At 67.0% G+C, this 22,452-nt stretch carries 22 protein-coding genes; 8 read left to right on the top strand and 14 right to left on the bottom strand.

Going from position 1 to position 22,452, the window contains the following annotated elements:
• A partial coding sequence (locus ASE59_RS20030) for a methyl-accepting chemotaxis protein (RefSeq protein ID WP_235515647.1) occupies window positions 1–1,695 on the bottom strand: 1,695 nt, incomplete at its 3' end.
• 250 nt (window positions 1,696–1,945) lie between these two features.
• On the opposite strand from ASE59_RS20030, the gene ASE59_RS04885 reads away from it, so the two are divergent.
• On the top strand, window positions 1,946–2,875 hold the full coding sequence (locus ASE59_RS04885) for a DUF808 domain-containing protein (RefSeq protein WP_056453022.1): 930 nt from the start codon (window positions 1,946–1,948) through the stop codon (window positions 2,873–2,875).
• Window positions 2,876–3,052: 177 nt separating this feature from the next.
• Here the strand turns inward: ASE59_RS04885 and dacB are convergent, their stop codons facing one another.
• The gene (gene dacB / locus ASE59_RS04890; protein WP_056453025.1) at window positions 3,053–4,453 is read right to left on the bottom strand and encodes a D-alanyl-D-alanine carboxypeptidase/D-alanyl-D-alanine-endopeptidase; all 1,401 of its coding nucleotides are present in this window, start codon (window positions 4,451–4,453) and stop codon (window positions 3,053–3,055) included.
• 8 nt (window positions 4,454–4,461) lie between these two features.
• Entirely contained in the window at window positions 4,462–5,769 is a 1,308-nt protein-coding gene (gene fucP / locus ASE59_RS04895; protein ID WP_082458104.1) for an L-fucose:H+ symporter permease, read from the bottom strand.
• A 140-nt stretch (window positions 5,770–5,909) separates the two neighbouring features.
• Between fucP and manD the strand changes: the two genes are divergently transcribed.
• Window positions 5,910–7,121, top strand: a complete 1,212-nt coding sequence (manD, locus tag ASE59_RS04900) for a D-mannonate dehydratase ManD (protein ID WP_056453501.1) — start codon at window positions 5,910–5,912, stop codon at window positions 7,119–7,121.
• A gap of 41 nt (window positions 7,122–7,162) precedes the next feature.
• Here manD and ASE59_RS04905 read toward each other — a convergent pair whose 3' ends face one another.
• From ASE59_RS04905 to ASE59_RS04920, 4 genes are read right to left on the bottom strand one after another with little or no spacing between them, the layout of a single operon-like run.
• Window positions 7,163–7,519: an L-rhamnose mutarotase gene (locus ASE59_RS04905; RefSeq protein WP_235515648.1), complete on the bottom strand. Its 357-nt coding sequence runs from the start codon at window positions 7,517–7,519 to the stop codon at window positions 7,163–7,165.
• Window positions 7,504–8,235: an SDR family oxidoreductase gene (locus ASE59_RS04910; RefSeq protein WP_056453028.1), complete on the bottom strand. Its 732-nt coding sequence runs from the start codon at window positions 8,233–8,235 to the stop codon at window positions 7,504–7,506. The genes ASE59_RS04905 and ASE59_RS04910 overlap by 16 nt, the downstream gene beginning before the upstream one ends.
• The gene (locus ASE59_RS04915; protein WP_056453031.1) at window positions 8,232–9,242 is read right to left on the bottom strand and encodes an aldo/keto reductase; all 1,011 of its coding nucleotides are present in this window, start codon (window positions 9,240–9,242) and stop codon (window positions 8,232–8,234) included. The genes ASE59_RS04910 and ASE59_RS04915 overlap by 4 nt, the downstream gene beginning before the upstream one ends.
• Window positions 9,243–9,297: 55 nt before the next feature.
• A complete protein-coding gene (locus ASE59_RS04920; protein ID WP_056453034.1) occupies window positions 9,298–10,407 on the bottom strand; it encodes an S-(hydroxymethyl)glutathione dehydrogenase/class III alcohol dehydrogenase in 1,110 nt (369 codons plus the stop codon).
• An 82-nt stretch (window positions 10,408–10,489) separates the two neighbouring features.
• Here ASE59_RS04920 and ASE59_RS04925 point away from each other — a divergent pair, with 82 nt between their 5' ends.
• Window positions 10,490–11,044: a septal ring lytic transglycosylase RlpA family protein gene (locus ASE59_RS04925; protein ID WP_056453037.1), complete on the top strand. Its 555-nt coding sequence runs from the start codon at window positions 10,490–10,492 to the stop codon at window positions 11,042–11,044.
• Window positions 11,045–11,182: 138 nt separating this feature from the next.
• Here ASE59_RS04925 and ASE59_RS04930 read toward each other — a convergent pair whose 3' ends face one another.
• Both ASE59_RS04930 and rpsD read right to left on the bottom strand, forming a co-directional pair.
• A complete protein-coding gene (locus ASE59_RS04930) occupies window positions 11,183–11,674 on the bottom strand; it encodes a hypothetical protein (protein WP_235515649.1) in 492 nt (163 codons plus the stop codon).
• A gap of 283 nt (window positions 11,675–11,957) precedes the next feature.
• Complete coding sequence (gene rpsD, locus ASE59_RS04935; RefSeq protein ID WP_056398950.1) at window positions 11,958–12,569, bottom strand: 30S ribosomal protein S4; 612 nt, start codon at window positions 12,567–12,569, stop codon at window positions 11,958–11,960.
• 198 nt (window positions 12,570–12,767) lie between these two features.
• Here rpsD and ASE59_RS04940 point away from each other — a divergent pair, with 198 nt between their 5' ends.
• Complete coding sequence (locus ASE59_RS04940; RefSeq protein WP_056453042.1) at window positions 12,768–13,073, top strand: chorismate mutase; 306 nt, start codon at window positions 12,768–12,770, stop codon at window positions 13,071–13,073.
• A 214-nt stretch (window positions 13,074–13,287) separates the two neighbouring features.
• Here the strand turns inward: ASE59_RS04940 and ASE59_RS04945 are convergent, their stop codons facing one another.
• On the bottom strand, window positions 13,288–15,078 hold the full coding sequence (locus ASE59_RS04945) for an IlvD/Edd family dehydratase (RefSeq protein ID WP_056453044.1): 1,791 nt from the start codon (window positions 15,076–15,078) through the stop codon (window positions 13,288–13,290).
• Between the two features lie 237 nt (window positions 15,079–15,315).
• Here ASE59_RS04945 and ASE59_RS04950 point away from each other — a divergent pair, with 237 nt between their 5' ends.
• Together ASE59_RS04950 and araD1 are read left to right on the top strand one after the other, a co-directional pair.
• Window positions 15,316–16,635 (top strand): sugar MFS transporter, encoded by a 1,320-nt coding sequence (locus tag ASE59_RS04950; RefSeq protein WP_056453049.1) that lies wholly within the window; start codon window positions 15,316–15,318, stop codon window positions 16,633–16,635.
• 10 nt (window positions 16,636–16,645) lie between these two features.
• Window positions 16,646–17,632 (top strand): AraD1 family protein, encoded by a 987-nt coding sequence (araD1, locus tag ASE59_RS04955; RefSeq protein ID WP_056453051.1) that lies wholly within the window; start codon window positions 16,646–16,648, stop codon window positions 17,630–17,632.
• A gap of 327 nt (window positions 17,633–17,959) precedes the next feature.
• Here araD1 and ASE59_RS04960 read toward each other — a convergent pair whose 3' ends face one another.
• The gene (locus ASE59_RS04960) at window positions 17,960–18,415 is read right to left on the bottom strand and encodes an NUDIX domain-containing protein (protein ID WP_056453054.1); all 456 of its coding nucleotides are present in this window, start codon (window positions 18,413–18,415) and stop codon (window positions 17,960–17,962) included.
• Window positions 18,416–18,499: 84 nt separating this feature from the next.
• Between ASE59_RS04960 and ASE59_RS04965 the strand changes: the two genes are divergently transcribed.
• Both ASE59_RS04965 and ASE59_RS04970 read left to right on the top strand, forming a co-directional pair.
• The gene (locus tag ASE59_RS04965; RefSeq protein ID WP_056453057.1) at window positions 18,500–19,090 is read left to right on the top strand and encodes an alpha-ketoglutarate-dependent dioxygenase AlkB; all 591 of its coding nucleotides are present in this window, start codon (window positions 18,500–18,502) and stop codon (window positions 19,088–19,090) included.
• The gene (locus ASE59_RS04970; protein WP_082458105.1) at window positions 19,083–19,469 is read left to right on the top strand and encodes an HIRAN domain-containing protein; all 387 of its coding nucleotides are present in this window, start codon (window positions 19,083–19,085) and stop codon (window positions 19,467–19,469) included. The genes ASE59_RS04965 and ASE59_RS04970 overlap by 8 nt, the downstream gene beginning before the upstream one ends.
• A gap of 10 nt (window positions 19,470–19,479) precedes the next feature.
• Here the strand turns inward: ASE59_RS04970 and ASE59_RS04975 are convergent, their stop codons facing one another.
• The 3 genes from ASE59_RS04975 to lysA are packed head-to-tail and all read right to left on the bottom strand — an operon-like array spanning window position 19,480 to window position 22,447.
• A complete protein-coding gene (locus ASE59_RS04975; RefSeq protein WP_056453064.1) occupies window positions 19,480–20,433 on the bottom strand; it encodes a zinc transporter ZntB in 954 nt (317 codons plus the stop codon).
• The gene (locus tag ASE59_RS04980) at window positions 20,430–21,185 is read right to left on the bottom strand and encodes a bifunctional precorrin-2 dehydrogenase/sirohydrochlorin ferrochelatase (RefSeq protein ID WP_056453067.1); all 756 of its coding nucleotides are present in this window, start codon (window positions 21,183–21,185) and stop codon (window positions 20,430–20,432) included. Before ASE59_RS04980 ends, ASE59_RS04975 begins: the two co-directional genes overlap by 4 nt.
• A complete protein-coding gene (gene lysA, locus ASE59_RS04985; RefSeq protein WP_056453070.1) occupies window positions 21,182–22,447 on the bottom strand; it encodes a diaminopimelate decarboxylase in 1,266 nt (421 codons plus the stop codon). Before lysA ends, ASE59_RS04980 begins: the two co-directional genes overlap by 4 nt.
• Window positions 22,448–22,452: the final 5 nt, after the last annotated feature.

Here is a 22,452-nt window from a genome sequence, read left to right on the forward strand (position 1 = left end):
GCCGATATCCTGTTCGCGGCACGCGGCGCTGATTTCCGACACCAGTTCGGCGGTCCGACGGATGTCGGGGACCAGTTTGCTCAGCATCTCGCCGGCCTGCGCGGCGGCCTGCACCGTGTCGCCCGACACCGCGCTGATTTCGGCGGCTGCGGTCTGGCTGCGTTCGGCCAGCTTGCGGACTTCCGAAGCCACGACTGCGAAGCCGCGACCATGTTCGCCGGCACGGGCCGCTTCCACCGCCGCGTTCAGCGCCAGCAGGTCGGTCTGACGGGCGATTTCCTGCACGATGCCGATCTTTTCGGCGATGGTCCGCATGGCGCCGACCGCACGTTCGACCGCGACACCGCTGGCTTCGGCGTCCTTCGACGACTGGCGCGCGATCTTTTCGGTCTGCGCCGCATTGTCGGCATTCTGCTTGATGTTGGCGGCCATCTCTTCCATCGAAGCGGAAGCTTCCTCGGCAGCGGCGGCCTGTTCGGTCGCGCCCTGGCTCACCTGTTCCGACGAAGCCGACAGTTCCTGGCTGCCACCCGCGACATTGTCGGCCGCGGCGGTCGCATCGCCGACGACGTTGCGCAGGCGCTTGGTCATCGACACGAGCGCGTTGCCGAGCTGATCCTTGTCCGACAGCGGTGTGTGATCGACCGTCAGGTCGCCGCTGGCGATCGTATCGGCCAACGCCGCCGACTTGCGCAGTCCGGCCAGCATCGCGACGACCGCATGGCCCAGCTGGTCCTTGTCCGACAGCGGCTTGGCATCGACCGACAGGTCGCCACGCGCGATCGTATCGGCCAACGCCGCCGATTGGCGCAGGCCCTCGACCATCTTGACCATCGCAAAGCCCAGCTTGTCCTTGTCCGACAACGGCTTGTGATCGACCGACAGGTCGCCCAGCGAGATCGTGTCAGCCAGCGTCGCCGACTTGCGCAGCGATTCGGTCATGCGGTTGACGGTATCGACCAGATCCTTGATCTCGTCATTGCTGTTGACGGTTACGTCCTTGTCGAGATCACCGATCGCCACCGCGTCCAGCGCGACACCGACACGGCCCAGTCCCTGCGACACGATCCGGCTGATCCACAGCGCGCCGGCGACGGCGATGGCACAGGCCAGCAGGGCGACGAAGATCAGGATCATCCGCGCCTGGAAATAGGCGTCGGCGGTGGCGACCCGCGCTTCTTCCATGCGTACCCGTGCGCGTTCGACGACGATGTCGATCCGCTTGCTCATTTCGGCGACCAGATCGCGGGAGGTGGTCAGCGTCAGTTGCGCGGCTTCGGCGTTGTGATTCTCCGACCCCAGCGTCCGGATGCGCTGGTTGACCGCCTTGTATTCGCTCCATTTGCTGGCGAACACGACCCAGTCGGGCTTCGATTGTTCGGTCGTCTTGGAAATCGCCGTTTCGATCAGCGTATCCATCTCGGCGAATCGCGCGATCGACTGCCGGTCCAGCTCGCGCTTCAGCGCCAGATCCTCGGTCAGCGCCATGTTCTTTTCGAGCCGGACGATATCGAACAGGCCCAGCTTGATGGTCAGGTTGCGGGTCTGCCGCGCGACCGGCCCTTCCACCATCTCGACCATGCCGCTGTTCATCGACGACATCTTGGTGATGCCGACGGTGATGATCGCCAGCATCATAACCAATATGACTCCGAACGTAACGGCAAGCTTCGTCTTGATCGTGACGCGTCGCATTATAACCCCCGGCAACTGTGCTTCTAATTTCCCACCCCCAAGCGGGTGCTCGATGTCGATATAATATCCAAACATTGAGATAGTCTTTGCGAGCCGTCGGTAACGCTGTCTTTCGCAACGCGGAACGGCGGGGCGTCGATCGGGGCGATGGTTTCCCGCCGACGATATCGTCACTGGCTACCCACGCTTTTCATGGCGTTGTCGTCCGTCGCTCGCTACCGGTCGCTCCAACGATATGAGGGGACAGGCGATGGCCGGTGGATTGGTGGCACTGCTCGACGACGTCGCGGCGATCGCGAAGCTGGCGGCGGCGTCGCTCGACGATGTCAGCGCCGCGGCAAGTCGCGCGGGGGCCAAGGCGGCGGGCGTGGTCATCGACGATGCGGCGGTGACCCCGCGCTACGTCGTCGGCCTGTCGCCCGCGCGCGAACTGCCGATCATCGGCAAGATCGCGCTCGGGTCGCTCAAGAACAAGCTGCTGATCCTGCTGCCCGCCGCGTTGTTGCTGAAGGTGTTCGCGCCATGGGCGATCACCCCGATCCTGATGGCCGGCGGCGCGTTCCTGTGTTTCGAGGCGGCGGAAAAGATCCTCGCGCCGTGGCTCGGCGGGCATGACGCCGAGGATGCGGTTACCAGCACCGATCCGGCCGAACTGGAACGCGCGCAGGTCAGCGGGGCGATCCGCACCGACCTGATCCTGTCGGCGGAAATCATGATTATCGCGCTGAACGAACTGCCCGACATGCCGGTGTGGATGCAGGCGCTCGTGCTGGCGGCGGTCGGCATCGCCATTACCGTCGGCGTCTATGGCGTCGTCGCGCTGATCGTGAAGATGGACGATATCGGCCTCGCCCTCGCCAAGCGTTCGAGTGCCGCCGCGCAGGCGATCGGACGCGGGCTGGTGAGGGCGATGCCGGTGCTGCTGAAGGCGCTGGCGCTGATCGGCACCGCCGCGATGCTGTGGGTCGGCGGCCAGATCATCGTCCACGGCATGGAGGAATTCGGCTTCGTCGCCCTGCCGCACCTGATCCACGACACCGCGCATCACACCGCGGAGGCGTTGCCGGCGATCGGCGGCGTGGTGAACTGGATCGTCAACGCCGCGCTCTCGGCGGTGGTCGGCATCCTCATCGGCGCGATCATCGCCGGCGTGCTCCACGTCATCCCGCGCAAACATTGACGGGGCGGGGAGGGGGAGGGACCGTCCTCTCTCTCCCCAACCGTTCGGTTCGAGCAGCTTCGAGCCTTTCGAGAAGCGCCCGTCGAGAACGGGTCGTTCCGCCCGCACCCCCGTTCGTGCTGAGTAGGGGCTGAGCGAAGTCGAAGACCCGTATCGAAGCACCCGCGTTCGGTAAGCCTACAACCCCGCCGCCACCGCCAGCAACGCCGCATCCATCGCCGCCGTCGCCGTTGCCCCCTCCGGTATGTCATTGGCATACAACGCAAAGGTCAGCGTCTGCCCACTGGCGGCGGTCATCGTCCCCGCCAGCGCCGACGTGCCCGCCAACGACCCGGTCTTCGCGCGTAGCTTGCCCGTCAGCGCCGTATCCTTGAACCGTCGCGCCAGCGTCCCGTCGACCCCCGCGACCGGCAGCGTCTCCAGCCACGCCGCGCCCCAAGGTTGCGCCTGTGCCCAACCCAGCAGCGCGACCATCGCCCGCGGGGTGACCCGGTTATAGGTCGACATGCCCGACCCGTCCGACAAGTCCCACGCCGTGCGCGGCACGCCTGCCAAGCTCATGATCGCGCTGACTTTCCTCAGCCCATCGGCGATCGACCCGGTTCCTTCGACCGCGCCGACGCGGCGCAGCAGCAGTTCGGCGTGCAAATTCTGGCTGGCCTTGTTGGTGACCATGATGTCCGCTTCGAGCGGTTCGGGCTGGGTCCGTGTCAACATCGGCGGCAAAACGCCACGCGCGACGACCGCCCCATCCTCCACCGCCCGGTAGGGCCGGTGCCGCACCGCTACCCGCCCGGTCACCCGGACCCCTTTGCTACGTAACACCTTTGCCAACTTCCAGGCGGCATGGTGCGCCGGGTCGTCGATCCCCACCCGGATGCGCTCGTCCGCCCCCGCCGCGACCGTCCCCGACACCCGCAACAGGTCGCTGCCCGGCATCCGGTCATAGGTGACGACGCTGGTCGGCCCGACCGTGACGCGGTTGTCGATCCGGTAATAATCCGAACCGCTTACCACCACTTTGCCGTCCTCCCCCCGCACGGTCAGCGCCAGTTCGTTGTCGTCCAGCGTCAGGGCGGAGATGCCGGTGCCGTAGCGGGTGACGATGTTGTTCCACCCCATGCCGGGCGACCAGCGCTGGTCGGGAAAGGCGCTGTCGTCGCCGATCACATCGCCCACCACCCGCGTCCGCGCCGCCACCGCATCGGCCAGCGTGGACAGGCAATCGCTGGCGCAGTCCTCCGCCGATGACAGCCGCGCATCGCCAGCCCCCACCAGCACGACGTCGCGCCCCTCGATCCGCACCCCCGTCCGCGCATTGTCCGACCCGTCTACGGCCAAGTTGGCAAAGGCGGCGATAGTCGTGAAAATCTTGGTATTCGAAGCAGGTACGAAGCGATCATCGGCATCGATCGCGACTCGCTCGACCCCACCCGCATCGCGCACGACCAGCCCGAAGCGGGTTCCCGCCGGCGCCTGTGCCAGCGCCGCGCGCACCGCCGCCTCGACGCCGGGATCGGGCGCTGCCGCGATCGCCCACAGCGCCGCCCCCGCCATCCCCGCCCGCCGGTATCGCATGCGCCCTCCTATGCTGCCCGCCTCCGCATCGCCAGCGCGAACGCCAGCACGACCGCGAACGACAGACAGGGTATTAGCATCGCGGTCTGAATCGACAGGATATCGTGGCTCAACAACCCCATAGCCGGCGGGAATAGCGCCCCGCCAATGATCGCCATTACGATCAGCGGCGCCCCCAGCGTCGCCTGCGGCCCGAGATCGCGGACCCCGAGCGAAAAGATCGTGGGGAACATGATCGACATGAAGAAGCCGGTCAGCAGCAGCGCGCCGATCGCGACCATGCCGCCCGCCAGCGCCGCGACCAGCGTCAAGACGATGTTCGCCAACGCAAATCCCGCCAGCAACCGCGTCGCCGCGATCTTCTGCATCAACAGCGTCCCGACCAGCCGCCCGGCGAGGAACAGCGTCAGACTGACCGACAACAGATATGCCGCTTCGCGCTCGGGGGTGGCGGGGCTGAGCGCCTTCACGAAATCGACGAAGAAGCTCCACACCCCGACCTGCGCCCCGACATAGAAGAATTGCGCGACCACCGCCCAGCGCAGCGTCCTGACTCCGATCACCGACTTCAGGCCGGCCAGCGTCCCCCCGCGCGTATCGTGCGCGATATCGGGCAACCGGACCAACGCCACCGCGATCGCGATCAGCACCACGACGCCGGCCAGCACCAGATAGGGCAGCTGCACCATCTGCGCCTCGCTGGCGCGATACGCCTCCAGTGCGGCAGGGGCCATCGCGTCCAGTGTCGCGCGGTCATGCTCGACCCCGGAAAAGATGAACAGCGCGCCGATGCTGGGTGCGATCGCGCCGCCCAGGCCATTGAACGCCTGCGCCAGATTAAGCCGCTGCTCCGCCCGCGCCGGATCGCCGAACGCGACGATGTACGGATTGGCCGCAGTTTCGAGGAATGCCGCCCCCGCCGCGAGCACGAACAGCGCGCCGAGGAACCCGGCATATTCGCGCAACTCCGCCGCTGGATAGAAGAGCAAGGCGCCGACCGTATACAGCCCCAGCCCGGCGAGGATACCGGCACGATAGCCGAAGCGCCGCATGATGATCCCGGCAGGCAGCGCCATCAGGAAGTAGCCGAGATAGAAGACGAACTGGATGAACCCCGCCTCGGCCCGGTTCAGCGCCAGCGCCTTTTGAAACTGGCGGATCAGGATGTCGTTGAAGTTATTCGCGATCGCCCAGAGGAAGAACAGGCTGACCACCACCGCGAAGCCGACGCCGAAACCGGGTTTGATGAAGCGATGACCGCCGTGGTCGGGCGCGGCATGGGGTGGCGGCGGGGCGGTGACCGTCGGGATCGGCATGACTTCCTCTCTGCCCGGCGATTTCCGGGTTCATTCTTGTCGTTGTTAGCGTTAACGGTACTCAGAGACGCACGGTGATGCGTCCTTGATATCAGGAGAGTCAGACAGTGACAGGCCCCACCCCCGCGTCGTGCGGACCGCTGATCATCCGCGATGCGCGCGTCATCGTTACCTGTCCGGGGCGCAACTTCGTCACGCTGAAGATCGAGACCGATCAGGGCATCTACGGCATCGGCGATGCGACGCTGAACGGGCGTGAATTGTCGGTCGCGTCGTACCTGACCGATCATGTCGTGCCTGTGCTGATCGGCCGCGATGCGCATCGGATCGAGGATATCTGGCAGTATCTCTATCGCGGTGCCTATTGGCGGCGCGGGCCGGTGACGATGACCGCGATCGCGGCGGTCGATACCGCGCTGTGGGATATCAAGGGCAAGGCGGCGGGTCTGCCGCTCTACCAGTTGCTCGGCGGTCGTTCGCGTGAGGGCGTGCTGGTCTATGGCCATGCCAATGGTGCCGATATCGAACAGACGGTCGAGACGGTCGGACGCTATCGCGAGGCAGGATATCGCGCGATTCGGGCGCAGTCGGGCGTGCCGGGGGTCAAGGGCGCCTATGGCGTCGGGTCGGGCGCGGGTAAGATCTACGAACCAGCCGACACCGCGCTGCCGCAGGAAACCCTGTGGTCGACGCCCGCCTATCTGCGCCATGCGCCGAAACTGTTCGAGGCGATCCGCGTCGCGCATGGCGAGGAGATCGAACTGCTCCACGACGTCCATCACCGGCTGACCCCGATCGAGGCGGCGCGGTTGGGCAAGGCGCTTGAGGAATATCGCCTGTTCTGGATGGAGGACGCGACTCCGGCTGAAAACCAGGAGGCGTTCCGCCTGATCCGTCAGCACACCACGACCCCGCTGGCGGTCGGCGAAATCTTCAATTCGATCCATGATTGCCGGACGCTGATCCAGGAACAGCTGATCGATTTCATCCGCACGACCGTCGTCCATGCCGGCGGCATTACCCATCTGCGGCGGATCGCCGATCTGGCCGGGCTGTATCAGGTCCGCACCGGCAGCCATGGCGCGACCGACCTGTCGCCGGTGTGCATGGGCGCGGCGCTGCATTTCGACACCTGGGTCCCGAACTTCGGCATTCAGGAATATATGGCCCATGCCCCCGAAACCGACGAAGTCTTCCCGCACGATTACCGGTTCGAGGACGGCTATCTCAAGGTCGGCGATACGCCCGGCCACGGCGTCGATATCGACGAGGCGCTGGCAGCGAAATACCCGTATAATCCCAAGCAGCTTCCGGTCGCGCGGCTGGAAGACGGGACGCTCTGGCACTGGTAGAGTGCGAGCCGGCCCGCTGCCAGAAGGCGGGCCGGCTCGCGTCATGCGTGGTCGGTCAGGCGGAAGATCCGCGTCATCGGCGTCCAGCGGCTGCCATCGGGCGCGTGGGGCAGCGCACGCTGGAACTGCCCCATCCGCGCTTCCCATGCGACGACATCGGGGTTGGCGAGGTCGGCGGCGGTCTTGGCGGCCGGATCGAATGCCTCGTTGACGGTCATCGTCATCACCAGCCGGTTGCCGGTGCGATAGATGTCCATCTGGGCGATACCGGCATCGCGGATCGACGCCAGCACGGGCGCGGGGACATTGCCCGGTTGATGCCAGTACTCATATTCGGCGATGGCGGCGGCATCGTCGGCGAGGTCGAGGGTCAGGACGTGGATCATGCGTTCGACCATCCACCGTCGATCACATGCACCGCACCGGTCGTGTAGGACGACGCATCGGAGGCGAGGTACAGCGCCAGTTCGGCAATCTCCTCCGCCCGGCCCAGCCGCCCCATCGGCTGCCGCGCGGTGAACGACGCGCGTGCCGCCTCGGCATCGCCGGTCGCGGCCATGCGCTCCTCGAGGGAGGGAGACTGGACGGTACCGGGGCAGATCGCGTTGCAACGGATACCCTGTCCGACGAAATCGAGCGCGACCGACTTGGTCAGCCCGATCACCGCCGCCTTGGACGCGGTGTAGACGAAGCGGTTGGGCACCGCGATCACATGGCTGGCGACCGACGACATGTTGACGATCGATCCGCCGCCCGCGTCGAACATCGCCGGCAACAGTGCGCGGATCAGCCGATATTGCGCGCGGACGTTCAGGTCGAAACTGAAGTCCCAATCGGCCTCTTCGGTGGTCAGGATCGTGCCGGCATGGACGAAGCCGGCGCAGTTGAACAGGATGTCGACCGCCCCGACGTTTGCCGCGAAATCCTTGATCGCTCGGGGATCCATCAGGTCGACGACATGCGCCTCGCAGCCCTCCAGCGTCGTCAGCGCCTCGCCATTGATATCGACCGCCAGCACCCGCGCGCCTTCGCGGGCGAACAGTTCGGCGGCGGCGCGGCCGATCCCTTGCGCGGCGGCGGTAACGATGGCGGTTTTGCCGGACAGACGGGTCATGCGGTCTCCGAAGAAGGAACGGGGGCATCGGCGCGGACCAGACCGGCGGCGATCAGGTCGTGCCACAGGGCAGGGGGCAGGGGCAGGGTGGCGAGGGTCAGCGACTGGGCGACTTCCTCGACATCGGCCATGCCGGGGATAACGGTGTCGACCGCCGGATGCGCCATGGCGAATTGCAGCGCGGCGGCGGCCATCGGCACGTCGTGGCAGGCACAGATCGCCGCGATCGCATCGACGCGGCGGACGATGTCGACGGGCGCGGCCTCGTAATTATAGCGCGCGCCGCCGCCGGTGCCGGTGGCGAGGATGCCCGAGTTATACGGCCCGCCGAGGATCAGGCGGACGCCCATCGCCTGACAGCGCGGCAGCAGCGTGTCGAGCGCACCCTGTTCGAGCAGCGTGTACCGCCCGGCGAGCAGGATCGCGTCGAGTTCGACCCGGTTGAGCAGTTCCTCACAGACCGCGATCTCGTTGACGCCGATGCCGATCGCACCGATCGCGCCCGCATCGCGCAAGCTCCGCATTGCCGGATAGCCGCCGTCGAGAAAGGTCGCCATCCGCGCCGCGGCATCGGCGCCATGGGTCATTGCGCCGATATCATGCGCCAGCAACAGGTCGATCCGGTCGCGGCGCAGCCGGGTGCGGCTGGCGTCGAACGACCGCAGCACACCGTCACGCGAATAGTCGAACGCGCTCTCGACCGGTTCGGGCGACACGAACCCCTGTCGTTCGGTGGCGAGATCGCGGTCGGGCACCGGCCGGAGCACGCGCCCGATCTTGGTCGATACGAACGCCGTGCCCGCCGGATCGCGTTCTGCCAGCGCGTCGCCCAGCCGCCGTTCGGACAGGCCGAAGCCGTAATGCGGCGCGGTGTCGAAGGCGCGGATGCCGTGATCCCACGCGGCGTCGATCGTCGCCCGGGCGGCGGCGTCGCCGACCGGACGATATAGATTGCCGATCGCCGCCCCGCCGAAGCCAAGCTTGGCGGGCCGCTGCCTTGGGGTCATCGCATGTCCTCTCTCCGCTTATATTCGCGAAGAAATTTCACCTGTCAAAACCAAATCAGTAAACGACGACCGAGCGGATGCTTTCCCCGGCATGCATCAGGTCGAAGCCCTTGTTGATCTCGTCGAGCGACAGGACATGGGTGATCATCGGGTCGATCTCGATCTTGCCGTTCATGTACCAGTCGACGATCTTCGGCACGTCGGTCCGGCCCTTCGCCCCGCCGAATGCGGTGCCGCGCCAGTTGCGGCCGGTGACCAGCTGGAACGGGCGAGTGGCGATTTCCTTGCCGGCCTCCGCGACGCCGATGATGATGCTGGTGCCCCAGCCGCGATGGCACGCCTCCAGCGCCTGGCGCATGACGTCGGTGTTGCCGGTGCAGTCGAACGTATAGTCTGCGCCGCCATCGGTCAGCGCGACCAGATGCTGGACGATATCGCCGCCGACTTGCCGGGGGTTGACGAAATGGGTCATGCCGAAGCGGCGGCCCCATTCCTCGCGCGCCGGATTGATGTCGACGCCGACGATCATGTTCGCGCCGGCCATCTTGGCGCCCTGCAACACGTTCAGGCCGATGCCGCCCAGGCCGAAGACGATGACATTGTCGCCCGGTGCGACCTTGGCGGTGTTGACCACCGCGCCGACGCCGGTGGTGACGCCGCAGCCGACATAGCAGCTGGTCTGGAACGGCGCGTCCTCGCGGATCTTCGCGACCGCGATCTCGGGCAGGACCGTGAAGTTGGAGAAGGTCGAGCAGCCCATATAATGATAGATGGGCTGGCCCTTGTAGCTGAATCGGGTCGTGCCGTCGGGCATCAGCCCCTTGCCCTGTGTCGCGCGGATCGCGGTGCACAGGTTGGTCTTGCCCGACAGGCACGACTTACACTGGCGGCATTCGGGGGTGTAGAGCGGGATGACATGGTCGCCGACCGCGACACTGGTCACGCCCGCGCCGACCTCGCGCACGATGCCTGCGCCTTCATGGCCGAGTACCGACGGGAAGATCCCCTCGCTGTCCAAGCCGTCGAGCGTATAGGCGTCGGTATGGCAGATGCCGGTCGCCATGATCTCGATCAGCACTTCGCCGGGCTTCGGCCCTTCGAGGTCGAGCTCGACGATTTCGAGGGGGCGCTTCGCTTCGAACGCGACGGCGGCACGGGTCTTCATGGGGCGTCTCCTTGGGTCGTGCCGGCCTAGCGGGCGCGGACGGGGGTCGGCAAGGGGGCGGTGCTGCGCTAAGGGGCAGGCGATGACCCCGCGTTCGCTTCTACCATGTGCCGCCCTGTTGTTATCGGCTTGTGCCGGCGGAGATTATCGCGCGGTCAGCGACGCGGCGGTCAAGGTCGGCGCGCCGTACAGCGTGCGCGGCGTGACCTATGCTCCCGCTGCCGATCCGACCTACGACATGCTGGGGCTGGCGAGCTGGTATGGCAATGAGTCGGGACGGCGGACCGCCAATGGCGAGCGGTTCCGCCCCGGCTGGGTCACCGCCGCGCATACCACGCTGCCGCTGCCGAGCTATGTCGAGGTGACCGCGCTCGACACCGGGCGGCGTATTCTGGTCCGCGTCAATGATCGCGGGCCGTTCACCGGGCGCGGGCGCATCCTCGACCTGTCGCGCGGCGCGGCCGAGGCGCTGGGCGTGCGCGGGACCGGCGTCGTGCCGGTGCGGGTGCGGGTGGTGGCACCCGACGAGCGCGACCGGGCGCGGCTGCGCAAGGGCAAGGGCGCGCGCGCATTGCCGCCGGTGGACGAGCGGACGCGCGCCAATTTACGTGCGCAGTTGCGGGCCAGCGGGCTGTAGCGCGGGGCCAAAGTTCACGAAGTTCACACTTGCGCGCGTTTCGCGCACCAGCTGGTTTGTGGGTTTCGACAGTTCAAGAAGCGCGGGTTCGACGAACCCGGCGCGATCCTGACCGGCGGGTAAAATGTAGGAAAGCGGTTATTTGGTGGCCGCCTGTTCGGCCTGCATCTCGGCGAGATTTTTATCCTGCTTGGCGAGCGTGGGTACACCGAGGGCGGTACGCAGGCTGTCGGGGATCAGTTGGCGGTCATAGGGCTCGCGGCTGGGCAGAGCGTCGTTGGGCCAGCGCCATTGCGTGCCGTATACTTGCTTCTGGCCGATATTCTGGAGGTAACGGTCAAGGGTCGCGGCCGCGATCCAGCTCGCCTTCGCCTTGCCGCGCGCGACCGCAGCAAGTGCCAGCGAATGGGCGAGCAGATAATCTTGCGGCTGTTCGCCATGCTGAAACACGAAGGCGGCGGCGTAGTAATCATCGGCAGTCGACAATTGGCCGCTTTCGAGCAGGGCGCGCGTACGGGTCCGGCGAGCGGCGTCATCCGCCCACATTTTCTCGACGAACGCCATGTCCTGCATCTTCGCGTGCGGGACGTTTTCGCGGATCGCCTGATCCTCGGCGAAGAGTTTCGCCATCTCGGCGTTGTTCGCGGGCGGCGGGGTCTGGGCGAGCGCAGGCGTAGCGAGGAGGAACAGGGCGAGCAGAAGGTGGCGCATGGGACCTCACCAGTGGGGAGGTAACAGCGTGTCGTAGGATCGCGTTGGCGTAAAGTGGATACGGAAAGGGCGGCCCGTTGCGGGGCCGCCCTTTCGTTTCTGCCAGCGCCATGGGCGAAGCCCATGTCGTCGGTCGGGGCTTTGACCCCGCCGGCCGCTCGCGCTGAAGGTTCGCCTTGGTCCAGCTTTGCTGGACCTTGGCTCAGCGCGAGTAGAACTCGACCACAAGGTTCGGTTCCATCTTCACCGGATACGGCACTTCGTCCAGCGTCGGAACGCGGGTGAAGGTGACCTTGGTGCCTTCGGCGCCGATGTACTCGGGGATATCACGCTCGGCGAGGGTCTGCGCTTCGAGGACCAGCGCCATTTCCTGCGCCTTGGTGCCCAGCGAGATTTCGTCGCCGACATAGCAGCGGCGCGACGCGATGTTGCACTTCACGCCGTTGACGCGGACGTGGCCGTGGCTGACCAGCTGACGCGCGGCCCAGACGGTCGGCGCGAACTTGGCGCGGTACACGATCATGTCGAGGCGCTGTTCGAGCAGGCCGATCAGGTTCTGACCGGTATCACCCTTCATGCGCGACGCTTCTTCATAGGTGCGCTTGAACTGCTTCTCGGTGACGTCGCCGTAATAGCCCTTCAGCTTCTGCTTGGCGCGCAGCTGGGTGCCGAAGTCCGACATCTTGCCCTTGCGGCGCTGACCATGCTGGCCGGGGCCATATTCACGCTTGTTGACCGGGCTCTTGGGACGACCCCAGATATTCTCGCCAAGGCGGCGATCGAGCTTGTACTTGGCGCTGGAGCGCTTCGACATCGTAAATCCAATGCAATTGCAGTAACGTTTGACCATCCATGCGGACGATCGCGGCTCCCGGTATTCGCCGCCGGTCTTGCGACCGGGGCCACCGCTTCACCGGGAATGCGGGGCCGAATTGCGAAGCGGCGCGCCTAGCCGGACGGGCGGCGTGAGTCAAGCTGGACAAGCCGCAGGACTATCGCCACAGCGCGGGCGATGACGATCCTGCCCGGCCCCGACTGCACCACCATGACCGACGTCCGCGCCGGGGTCGATCAGCTCGACCGCGAACTGGTCGCGCTGCTGGCGCGGCGCTTCGCCTACATGGACGCCGCCGCGCGGATCAAGCCGGGGCGCGAGGCGGTGCGCGACGAAGCGCGCAAGGCCGAGGTCATCGCGAATGCACGGGCGGCGGCGGCGGAAGCCGGCGTGCCCGACGCGGTGGTCGCAGATCTGTGGGAGCGGCTGGTCGAGGCGTCGATCGGCTATGAACTGGCGCGGTTCGACGCGACGCGGGGGTAGGGTGGCGGTTGCACCGCTACCTCCGACCGACCGACCGATATTCAGCTGCAAGGTCGGCGAACTGCTCCCCTCCCTGACAAGGGAGGGGCTGGGGGTGGGTCGGTCTGGGGCTGGCGAGTCGTTCCCTCGCGGGCCAACCCACCCCCGACCCCTCCCTGGTTAGGGAGGGGGGAAGTCGAGACCTTACCTAAGGTCGATCGGTCCTAACGTACCCTCAGTGGTTGTCGCGCGGCAGGCCGCGGGTCTGGGCGATCTTCTGATACGCCTCGGAGCCTTCGAGGATCGCGCCGGTCGACATTTGTCCCACGACCGAGCGCTGGATTTCCTGCCACGGGGTCTGCGACGCCGGATACTGGTAGCCACCGGCCGCTTCGAGTTCCTGACGACGCCCGGCCAGTTCCTCGTCGGACAGCAGCACGTCGGCGCGGCCCTTGCCCAGATCGATACGGACCCGGTCGCCGGTGCGCAGCAGCGCAAGGCCACCGCCCGCCGCCGCTTCGGGCGAGGCGTTGAGGATCGAGGGCGAACCCGACGTGCCCGACTGCCGCCCGTCGCCAATGCACGGCAGCGCGCTGACGCCTTCGGTGATCAGATAGGCGGGCGGACGCATGTTCACGACTTCGGCCGCACCCGGATAGCCGATCGGCCCGGCGCCACGCATGAACATCAGCGTTTCCGGCGTGATGCCGAGCGCCGGATCGTCGATCCGATGGTGATAATCCTCGGGACCATCGAACACGACCGCCGGTCCCTCGAACGCTTCGGGGTCGTTCGGGTTGGAGAGGTAGCGTTCGCGGAATTCGGGGCCGATCACGCTGGTCTTCATCACCGCCGCATCGAACAGATTGCCCTTCAGCACGATGAAGCCGGCCTCTTCCTTCAGCGGCTGGCCGAACGGACGGATGACCTTTTCATCCTCGATCACCGCGTCGCGGCAATTGTCGCCGATCGACTTGCCGTTCACGGTCAGCGCACCTTCCGCGATCAGACCCGCGCCCATCAGTTCCTTCACGACCGCCGGCACGCCGCCCGCCCGGTAATAATCCTCACCCAGATATTCGCCGGCGGGCTGCAGGTTCACCAGCAACGGCACCTTGTGCCCCTGTTCCTGCCAATCCTCGATCGGCAGGTCGACGCCGATATGGCGGGCGAGCGCCGCCAGGTGGATCGGCGCGTTGGTCGAACCGCCGATCGCCGAATTGACCTTGATCGCGTTGTGGAACGCATCCTTGGTCAGAATGTCGGAAGGCTTCAGATCCTCGCGGACCATGTCGACGATGCGGAGACCCGTGCGATAGGCAATCTCCTGCCGGTCGCGATAGGGCGCCGGGATCGCCGCCGAACCGGGCAGCTGCATCCCCAGCGCTTCGGCCAGCGAGTTCATCGTCGTCGCCGTGCCCATCGTGTTGCAATAGCCGGTCGAGGGGGCGGAGGAGGAGACGAGGCGGATGAATTCCTTGTTGTCGATCTCTCCGGCGGCCAGCATCTGCCGCGCCTTCCACACGATCGTCCCCGAACCGGTCCGCTCGCCCTTGTGCCAGCCGTTCAGCATCGGACCGACCGACAGCGCGATCGCAGGGATGTTGACCGTCGCCGCCGCCATCAGGCAGGCCGGCGTCGTCTTGTCGCAACCGATCGTCAGCACCACGCCGTCGAGCGGATAGCCGTACAACACCTCGACCAGACCCAGATAGGCGAGGTTGCGGTCGAGACCGGCGGTCGGGCGCTTGCCGGTTTCCTGGATCGGGTGGACCGGGAATTCGAGGACGATGCCGCCCGCTTCGCGGATACCTTCGCGCAGCCGCTCGGCCAGTACGAGGTGGTGACGGTTGCATGGGCTGAGGTCGCTGCCGGTCTGGGCGATGCCGATGATCGGCTTGCCCGACTGCAATTCCTCCTGGCTCAGCCCGAAGTTCAGATAGCGCTCGATATACAGCGCCGTCATGTCGATGTTGTCGGGGTTGTCGAACCAGGCGCGGCTACGCAGGGGGGGCATGTCGGTCATGGGAATTCCGGTTCAGCGAGTGGACGGGCATTGGCAATCAGGGTGCAGGCGGCAGCTTCGGCCGACACGGGCGCGGACGGTCGAGTCGGACCTGTAGCCCGTCATCGCCCCGCATCCTCCCCCGTATCAAGCGCCGTTGACGCCATGCGTTGGCGCATATAGTCAGACAAAATCGAATTGAGCAAGCGACGCGACGGACCAAACCGTCCCGCAGCCGTAAAATGGGAGAAGACGAGGATGCCCGCCCCAATATCCACGCGCCAGGGCACGGTGCCGCACGGCGCGTCGGGCGCCAGTTACGCGCCCGCGCTGACGCTGCTGGCCAGCCTGTTCTTCATGTGGGGGTTCATCACCGTCATCAACAACACGCTGCTGCCGCATCTGCGCAGCGTGTTCGACCTGAACTATACCCAGACCACGCTGATTGAGAGCGTGTGGTTCATCGCCTATTTCTTTGCGTCGATCCCCTCGGCCAAGCTGATCGAGCGAATCGGGTATCAGAAGTCGCTGGTCATCGGCCTGTTGGTGATGGCGGCCGGGGCGCTCGGCATGGTGCTCGCCGCCAGCCTGCCGTCCTACGGCGTGACATTGGTCATGCTGTTCGTGATCGCCAGCGGCATCACGCTGTTGCAGGTCGCGGCCAACCCCTATGTCGCGGTCATCGGCCCGTCGAACACCGCATCGGCCCGCCTCAATCTGGTGCAGGCGATGAACTCGGCCGGCACGATGCTGGCGCCGCTGTTCGGTGCCTATCTGATCCTCGGCCGGTCGAAGGGCGGCACGGCGGAAGCCGGCACGGTGCTGACCCAGGCCGAGCGGCTGGCCGATGCGCAGTCGGTGATCCTGCCCTATGTGCTGGTCGCGGTCGTGCTGGTCGTGCTGGCGGTCATCATCGCGCGTTTCCCGCTGCCGGCGATGGGATCGTCGACCAGCCGCGTCGCGAAGGAAGAGCGCAAGAAGCATTCGCTGTGGAACCACCGCAATCTGGTGTTCGGCGTGCCCGCGATCTTCATCTACCTGATCGCCGAGATCGGCGTCGCCAACCTGTTCGTGAACTTCGTCAGCCAGCCCGATATCGCCAACGTCACCAACGAACTGGCCGGGCGGTACCTCACCTTCCTGTGGGGCGGCATGATGATCGGCCGCTTCGTCGGCAGCTTCGTGATGCAGAAGGTCGATGCGGCCAAGGTGCTGGCGTTCTTCTCGATCGGTGCGTTCATCGTGATGCTCGGCGCGACCTTCCTGTCGGGACCGGCGGCGATGTGGTCGCTGATCCTCGTCGGGCTGTTCCATTCGATCATGTTCCCGACGATCTTCACGCTCGGCATCAAGGGGCTGGGGCCGCTGACCGAGGAAGGGTCGGGGCTGCTGATCATGGCGATCGCCGGCGGCGCGCTGGTGGTGGTGCAGGGCTGGCTGGCCGACAAATACGGCCTGCAATGGTCGTTCCTGCTGACCGCCGCGTGCGAGCTCTACATCCTGTTCTATGCCGTGTGGGGATCGAAGGTGACCAACCCGATCGACGACGTCCCCGCCGACACCGACGTCTTTGCATAAGGAATCCGTGATGACTCTCCGTCTGTTGCAGCGCGTCGCCCCGTCGCGCGCCGTGATCGCCACGACCGAAACGGCTGCGCACATCGTCCCCGGCGTCGACAGCGTCCGTGCGCTGGCGCTGCGCGCGATCGACGCCGGCCACAGCATCGCCGACGAGGTTGCGGCACTGGGGCAGGGCGAGGCGGTCGACGTCGCCGCGTTGCTCGATGCCGGTGCGATCGGATCGCCGATCGACCATGAAGACCCCGCGCACGTCATCATGACCGGCACCGGCCTGACGCATCTCGGTTCGGCGGAGGGTCGCGACAAGATGCACCGCGCCGCCGCCGAGGCCGCGACCCAGACCGATTCGATGCGCATGTTCCTCGAAGGGGTCGAGGGCGGCAAGCCGGCCGAAGGTCAGGTCGGGCAGCAGCCCGAATGGTTCTACAAGGGCGATGGCGGGCAGATGGTCGCACCGGGCGGCGACTTCACCATGCCGCATTTCGCGCAGGACGGCGGCGAGGAGCCGGAGCTGGCCGGCATCTACGTCATCGGTTCGGACGGCACGCCGCACCGCATCGGCCTCGCGCTCGCCAACGAGTTTTCGGACCATGTGACCGAGCGCCACAATTATCTGTGGCTGGCGCACAGCAAGCTGCGTCAGGCATCGGTCGGCCCCGAACTGCTGGTCGGCACCCCGCCCGAACATATCGAGGGGACCAGCCGCATCGTCCGGGGTGGCGAGACGATCTGGGAAAAGCCGTTCCTGTCGGGCGAGGCGAACATGTCGCACAGCCTGTCGAACCTCGAACATCACCATTTCAAATACGCGCTGTTCCGCCGCCCGGGCGACATTCACGTCCATTTCTTCGGCACGGCGACGCTGTCCTTCTCGGACGGGGTACGGACGCAGGAAGGCGACGTGTTCGAAATCGCGGCGGCGCCGTTCACCCTGCCGCTGCGCAACCGGCTGACGCGGGCTGCGGAAGAAGCGGTGGCGGTGAAGCTGCTCTGACCGTCCCGTCATCCCGGCGCAGGCCGGGAGGACGGTTGAGGCACGGTGTGATGCATCGCGCTTTCGTCATTCCCGCGCAGGCGGGAATCCATTTACGCTGACGCTTTTGCTTAAGCCGAGACGTCAGCGTGTATAGGCTCCCGCCTGCGCGGGAGCGACGAACGGGGCAACCCGGCGAAGCCTCCCCCTCCCCGTTTGCTTCGAGCGGAGGTTCGAGCCTGTCGAGAACCGTAGTCGAGAAGGGGTTGCCCCAAACGACCCGTTCTCGACAGGCGCTTCTCGACAAGCTCGAAGCTGCTCGAACCCAACGGGTTCGTCATGGGAATATCACCCCAGCAACGGCTCGATCCTGTCCAACAGCGGCAACTGGCTCTTCAGCATCAGCGTCCGCGCCTCGGCGACCGGCATCCACCGTGCCGCATCGACCTCAGGAAAGGTGCGGCGGCGGCCGCTGCGGGGGGGCCATTCGATTTCGAACAGGATGCTGGTGATCGCTTGCGTATCGACATCCTGTTCGGCGGCGAAGGCGGAGACCGACTTGCCGCCCGCCTGTCGCACCATGCCGAGCGGTTCGAGCGGGCCGGTCACGGTCACGCCCAGTTCTTCCGCGACTTCGCGGCGGGCGGCGTCCTCGACCGCTTCGTCGGGTTCGATATGACCTTTCGGAATCTGCCACGCGCCGACATGGCGCCGCGCCCAGAACGGACCGCCGGGATGGACGAGCAGCACGGCGGGCGCGGGCGTTCGACGATAGAGCAGGATGCCGGCGCTGTGCTGTGGCATGAAGGGGTCCCCGATGTACGGGCGATCGTATCCGTCGCCCCTGATTGATGGACAGACGCCGCTTACCCATGTTGCGTTCCATCGATGCCGCAACTCGACCTCTTCGCCGCCGAACCGGTACTGCCCGGGCTGACCCATGCGCCGGCGTTGGTGGCCGATGACGAACTGCCCGCGCTGGCGGCGGCGATCGATGCCGCGCCGCTTCAGCCCTTCCGGTTCCAGCAATGGACCGGGCTGCGGCTGACCGCGTCCTATGGCTGGCATTATGATTTCGAACAGGGCCGGGTGGGACGGGCCGAGCCGATGCCCGACTGGTTGCTGGCGGTGCGGGAGCGGGCGGCGACGTTTGCCGGGCTGCGGGCGGAGGCGCTCGTGCAGGCGCTGCTGATCCGCTACGACCCCGGCGCGGGTATCGGCTGGCACCGCGACCGGCCGGTGTTCGAACATATCGTCGGCCTGTCGATCGGCGCGCCGGCCATGCTGCGCTTCCGGCGGCGGCGTGACGGCGGGTTCGACCGGTTCGCATTGCCGCTGGTCGCGGGCGGTGCCTATCACCTGACCGGGGAGGCACGCTGGGACTGGGAACATGGTATCGCACCGATGGCCGAGCCACGCTGGTCGATCACCTTCCGCAGCCTGACCGATCGGTTCGCACGGAGCCTGCGCGATGCGTGAGTTGAGCCTGCACGTCGTCGGCGCCGACCACCCCAATCGCGGCGGCGGCAATCGCCGGTTCGAGATCCTGCTATGTGCGCCGGGTGAGCCGGTGACGCTGGTTCCCGAACCGCGCAACCCGGTCGATCCCAATGCGGTGATGGTGGTGAGCGCGCGCGGAGTGCAGATCGGCTATCTGACCGCCGACCGCGCGGCATGGATCGCCGGCATGTTGCGTAGCGGACGCGAGGTCGCAGGCGTCTTTCAGCAGGCGACGCCGCTGGGGGCGGCGATTCGGGTGGCGTTCGACGGCGCGGTGCCGGTGCTGCCGAAACCGGTTGTGGAGGATCGCGACCCCGAACCCGATTTCTGGCCCGACGAAATCCCGCCCGACGATTGAGGCTGCGGCGCTACCGCCCGATCCAGTGTTTGCGCACGAACCACGCGACGATGCCGGCACTCATGGCGACGCAGAGGCCGACGACGGCGGCGAAGGCCCAGGGTTCGTCGGCAAAGGGAATACCCTTCACATTCATCCCGAGCAGGCCGGTCAGGAAGGTCAGCGGCAGGAAGACCATCGCCACGATCGCGATCTGGAGCGAGCGCTGGTCGAGTTGTTCGGCGCGCAGGTCGGTCAGCGTTTCGTGGATCAACGCGGCGCGTTCGCGGATCGAATCGACCTCCTCCGCCATGCGCGCGGCGCGATCGGCGGCGGCGGCAAGGTGCAGGCGGTCGTCCTGTTGCAGCCAGTCGCCGGGCAGGCTGCCGAGCTTTTCGAGCGCGGAGCGCTGCGGCACGAGGAAGCGGCGATAGCCGATCGCGCGGACGCGGGTGTGGGTCACGGCGCGGCGCTGTTCGAAGATGCGGGTCGGGTCGAGTGCCTCCTCGCATTCGTCGAGCGTGTCGCCCAGGTCGGCGATCAGCGGGTCGAGCTCTTCGGTGATCGCGCTGGCGAAGGCGACGATCAGGTCGCCGGGATCGGCGACGTCGCCCGCCTCGACCCGGTCGACCACGGTGTGGAACGCGGTCAGCTTGCGCCGGGTCACCGAATGCACCCGCCCGGCGCTGGCATAGAGCCGGACCGAGGCCAGCGGATCGGAACTGGTCAGCAGATCGTCCGACAGGCCACGCAGGTTGACGAACGCCCCCTTGCCGATCGCGTCGCAGCGCGGGCGCGTCTCGACAGCGGTCAGCGGGTCGATGACATATTCGGGCAGATGGGCATGGTCGCGCAGCCACGCCGCGACCATATCGCCCTCGCCATGCAGGTGGATCCAGGTGAAGCCGTCGGTCGTATCGACCGCCGCCAGCGGATCGACCAGCGTCGCCCGCCCCCCCGCGATATGCCATGCACGGCAGGTCATGCGAGGTCGATCGTCAGGCCGGGCAGCGGATCGGCGGGTACGGGTCCGATGATCCGCACCGCATCGGCACGCGCGCGATCGAGGATCGCGGGCGGCACATCGGGCGCGTGGTGGACGCGGTCGGCCTGTCCCAGCCAGCGGGCTTCGCGCAAGCTCAGGTCGTCGGGATCGGCGGAGCGCAGCCGGATCGTCTCGACACGGCCGGCAACCGCGGCGGCGCCGTCCAGCCAGCGGGCGACGGCATCGTCGGCGTGCGGCATCATCGGGTCGAGCGGACCACCGGCCGCGATGGCAGCACCGATGGCACGGCGGCGGTCGCCTCCGTCGGGGAAGCGCGTGCGCAGTGCGGCGCGGGCGGCGCCCAGCCCTTCGGCCAGCCGCCCGACCCCGGCGGGCAGCATCGCCTCCAGCCGCTGGCGGATCGCCGCCGCCAACCCGGCGGATACGCCGCCGGTCGAGATCGCGATCAGGATCGGCGAGCGGTCGACGATCGCGGGCAGCGTGAAGTCGCAATCGGCGGGGCGGTCGACCGCGTTGACGAGGATGCCGCGCGTCTTCAGCGCATCGATCGCGGCGCGCGCCGCCCCATCATCCTCGACCGCCACCACCGCGATGCGCGCGTCGTCGGCATCGGCCACGACGGTCAGGCCGCTGCGTTCGAGCAGGCGGCGCTTGGCATCGGCCGCCTCGCCTTCGCCGATCAGGATCACGCTGCGGCCGGCGGTGCGCAGCAGGACCGGCAGCCCGTTCACAGCCAGGGCGGCAGGCGGTCGGCCTGTGCCAGCGCCTCGATCGGCGGGCGTTCGCGCACCACCGCGAACTGGTCGGCCGCGACCAGCACCTCGGGCACCAGCGCGCGCGAGTTATAGGTCGACGCCATGGTCGCGCCATACGCGCCGGCGGTCATGAACGCGACCAGATCGTCGGCCGCGACCACGTCCATCTCGCGACCCAACGCAAAGGTATCGCCGGTCTCGCACACCGGGCCGACGATGTTGGCGACGGCGCGCTCCCCGGTCGGCGTGACGGCGCGGATATCGTGATAGGCGTCGTAGAGGCTGGGGCGCAGCAGGTCGTTCATCGCCGCGTCGACGACAACGAACGGCGCGGTCGCACCCTGCTTCACGCGGATGACGCGCGACACCAGCACCCCGGCATTGGCAACGATCAGCCGCCCGGGCTCGAACATCAGCCGCGCGTCCCAGCCGGCGGTCGCCCGCGCGACCATCGCGCCATAGTCGGCGGGGGAGGGCGGCAACGGCTTGGCGGGGTCGTAGGGGACGCCGAGGCCACCGCCCAGATCGGCATGGGTGATGGCATGCCCGGCGGCGCGCAATTCGCCGATCAGCGCGCCGACCCGGCCGAACGCGGCCTCCAGCGGCACGAGGTCGGTCAGCTGACTGCCGATATGCACCGCTACGCCACGCACCTGAATGCCCGGCAGCGACGCGGCATGGGCATAGGCGGCGGGGGCGGCGTGGTAGTCGATGCCGAACTTGTTCTCCTTGCCCCCCGTCGAAATCTTCGCATGGGTGCCGGCGATCACGTCGGGGTTCACCCGGATGGCGATCCGCGCGACCTTGCCCAGCGCGCAAGCCACGGCGGAGAGCATGTCGAGTTCGGGTTCGGATTCGATGTTGAACTGGCCGATGCCGGCGTTCAGCCCCTGCGCCATTTCGTACGCCGTCTTGCCGACGCCCGAAAAGACGATCTTGTCGGGGTCCATGCCGGCGTCGAGCGCACGGTACAGCTCGCCCCCCGACACCACATCGGCTCCCATGCCGGCGCGGGCGAGCGTCGCCAGCACCGCCTTGTTCGGATTGGCCTTTACTGCAAAGGCGACCAGCGGCTCGCCCTTGCCCAGACCCGCCACCGCATCGCGGAACACGCGGACATGGCGTTCAAGGGTCGCCGTCGAATAGACATAGACCGGCGTGCCGACCGCATCGGCGATGGCGGGCAGGCTGACATCCTCGGCATGGAGCGTGCCGTCGCGTGAGGAGAAGCAATCCATGCGGC

Origin of the sequence: Sphingomonas sp. Leaf10, from assembly GCF_001421245.1 — a bacterium.
Classification (GTDB): Bacteria; Pseudomonadota; Alphaproteobacteria; order Sphingomonadales; family Sphingomonadaceae; genus Sphingomonas.

Coding starts and splice junctions, on each gene's coding strand:
- ASE59_RS04885 (WP_056453022.1), top strand. CDS start 1,946: ATGGCCGGTGGATTGGTGGCACTGCTCGACGACGTCGCGGCGATCGCG.
- dacB (WP_056453025.1), bottom strand. CDS start 4,453: ATGCGATACCGGCGGGCGGGGATGGCGGGGGCGGCGCTGTGGGCGATC.
- fucP (WP_082458104.1), bottom strand. CDS start 5,769: ATGCCGATCCCGACGGTCACCGCCCCGCCGCCACCCCATGCCGCGCCC.
- ASE59_RS04905 (WP_235515648.1), bottom strand. CDS start 7,519: ATGGTCGAACGCATGATCCACGTCCTGACCCTCGACCTCGCCGACGAT.
- ASE59_RS04910 (WP_056453028.1), bottom strand. CDS start 8,235: ATGACCCGTCTGTCCGGCAAAACCGCCATCGTTACCGCCGCCGCGCAA.
- ASE59_RS04915 (WP_056453031.1), bottom strand. CDS start 9,242: ATGACCCCAAGGCAGCGGCCCGCCAAGCTTGGCTTCGGCGGGGCGGCG.
- ASE59_RS04920 (WP_056453034.1), bottom strand. CDS start 10,407: ATGAAGACCCGTGCCGCCGTCGCGTTCGAAGCGAAGCGCCCCCTCGAA.
- ASE59_RS04925 (WP_056453037.1), top strand. CDS start 10,490: ATGACCCCGCGTTCGCTTCTACCATGTGCCGCCCTGTTGTTATCGGCT.
- ASE59_RS04930 (WP_235515649.1), bottom strand. CDS start 11,674: ATGGCGAAACTCTTCGCCGAGGATCAGGCGATCCGCGAAAACGTCCCG.
- rpsD (WP_056398950.1), bottom strand. CDS start 12,569: ATGTCGAAGCGCTCCAGCGCCAAGTACAAGCTCGATCGCCGCCTTGGC.
- ASE59_RS04940 (WP_056453042.1), top strand. CDS start 12,768: ATGACGATCCTGCCCGGCCCCGACTGCACCACCATGACCGACGTCCGC.
- ASE59_RS04945 (WP_056453044.1), bottom strand. CDS start 15,078: ATGACCGACATGCCCCCCCTGCGTAGCCGCGCCTGGTTCGACAACCCC.
- ASE59_RS04950 (WP_056453049.1), top strand. CDS start 15,316: ATGCCCGCCCCAATATCCACGCGCCAGGGCACGGTGCCGCACGGCGCG.
- araD1 (WP_056453051.1), top strand. CDS start 16,646: ATGACTCTCCGTCTGTTGCAGCGCGTCGCCCCGTCGCGCGCCGTGATC.
- ASE59_RS04960 (WP_056453054.1), bottom strand. CDS start 18,415: ATGCCACAGCACAGCGCCGGCATCCTGCTCTATCGTCGAACGCCCGCG.
- ASE59_RS04965 (WP_056453057.1), top strand. CDS start 18,500: ATGCCGCAACTCGACCTCTTCGCCGCCGAACCGGTACTGCCCGGGCTG.
- ASE59_RS04970 (WP_082458105.1), top strand. CDS start 19,083: ATGCGTGAGTTGAGCCTGCACGTCGTCGGCGCCGACCACCCCAATCGC.
- ASE59_RS04975 (WP_056453064.1), bottom strand. CDS start 20,433: ATGACCTGCCGTGCATGGCATATCGCGGGGGGGCGGGCGACGCTGGTC.
- lysA (WP_056453070.1), bottom strand. CDS start 22,447: ATGGATTGCTTCTCCTCACGCGACGGCACGCTCCATGCCGAGGATGTC.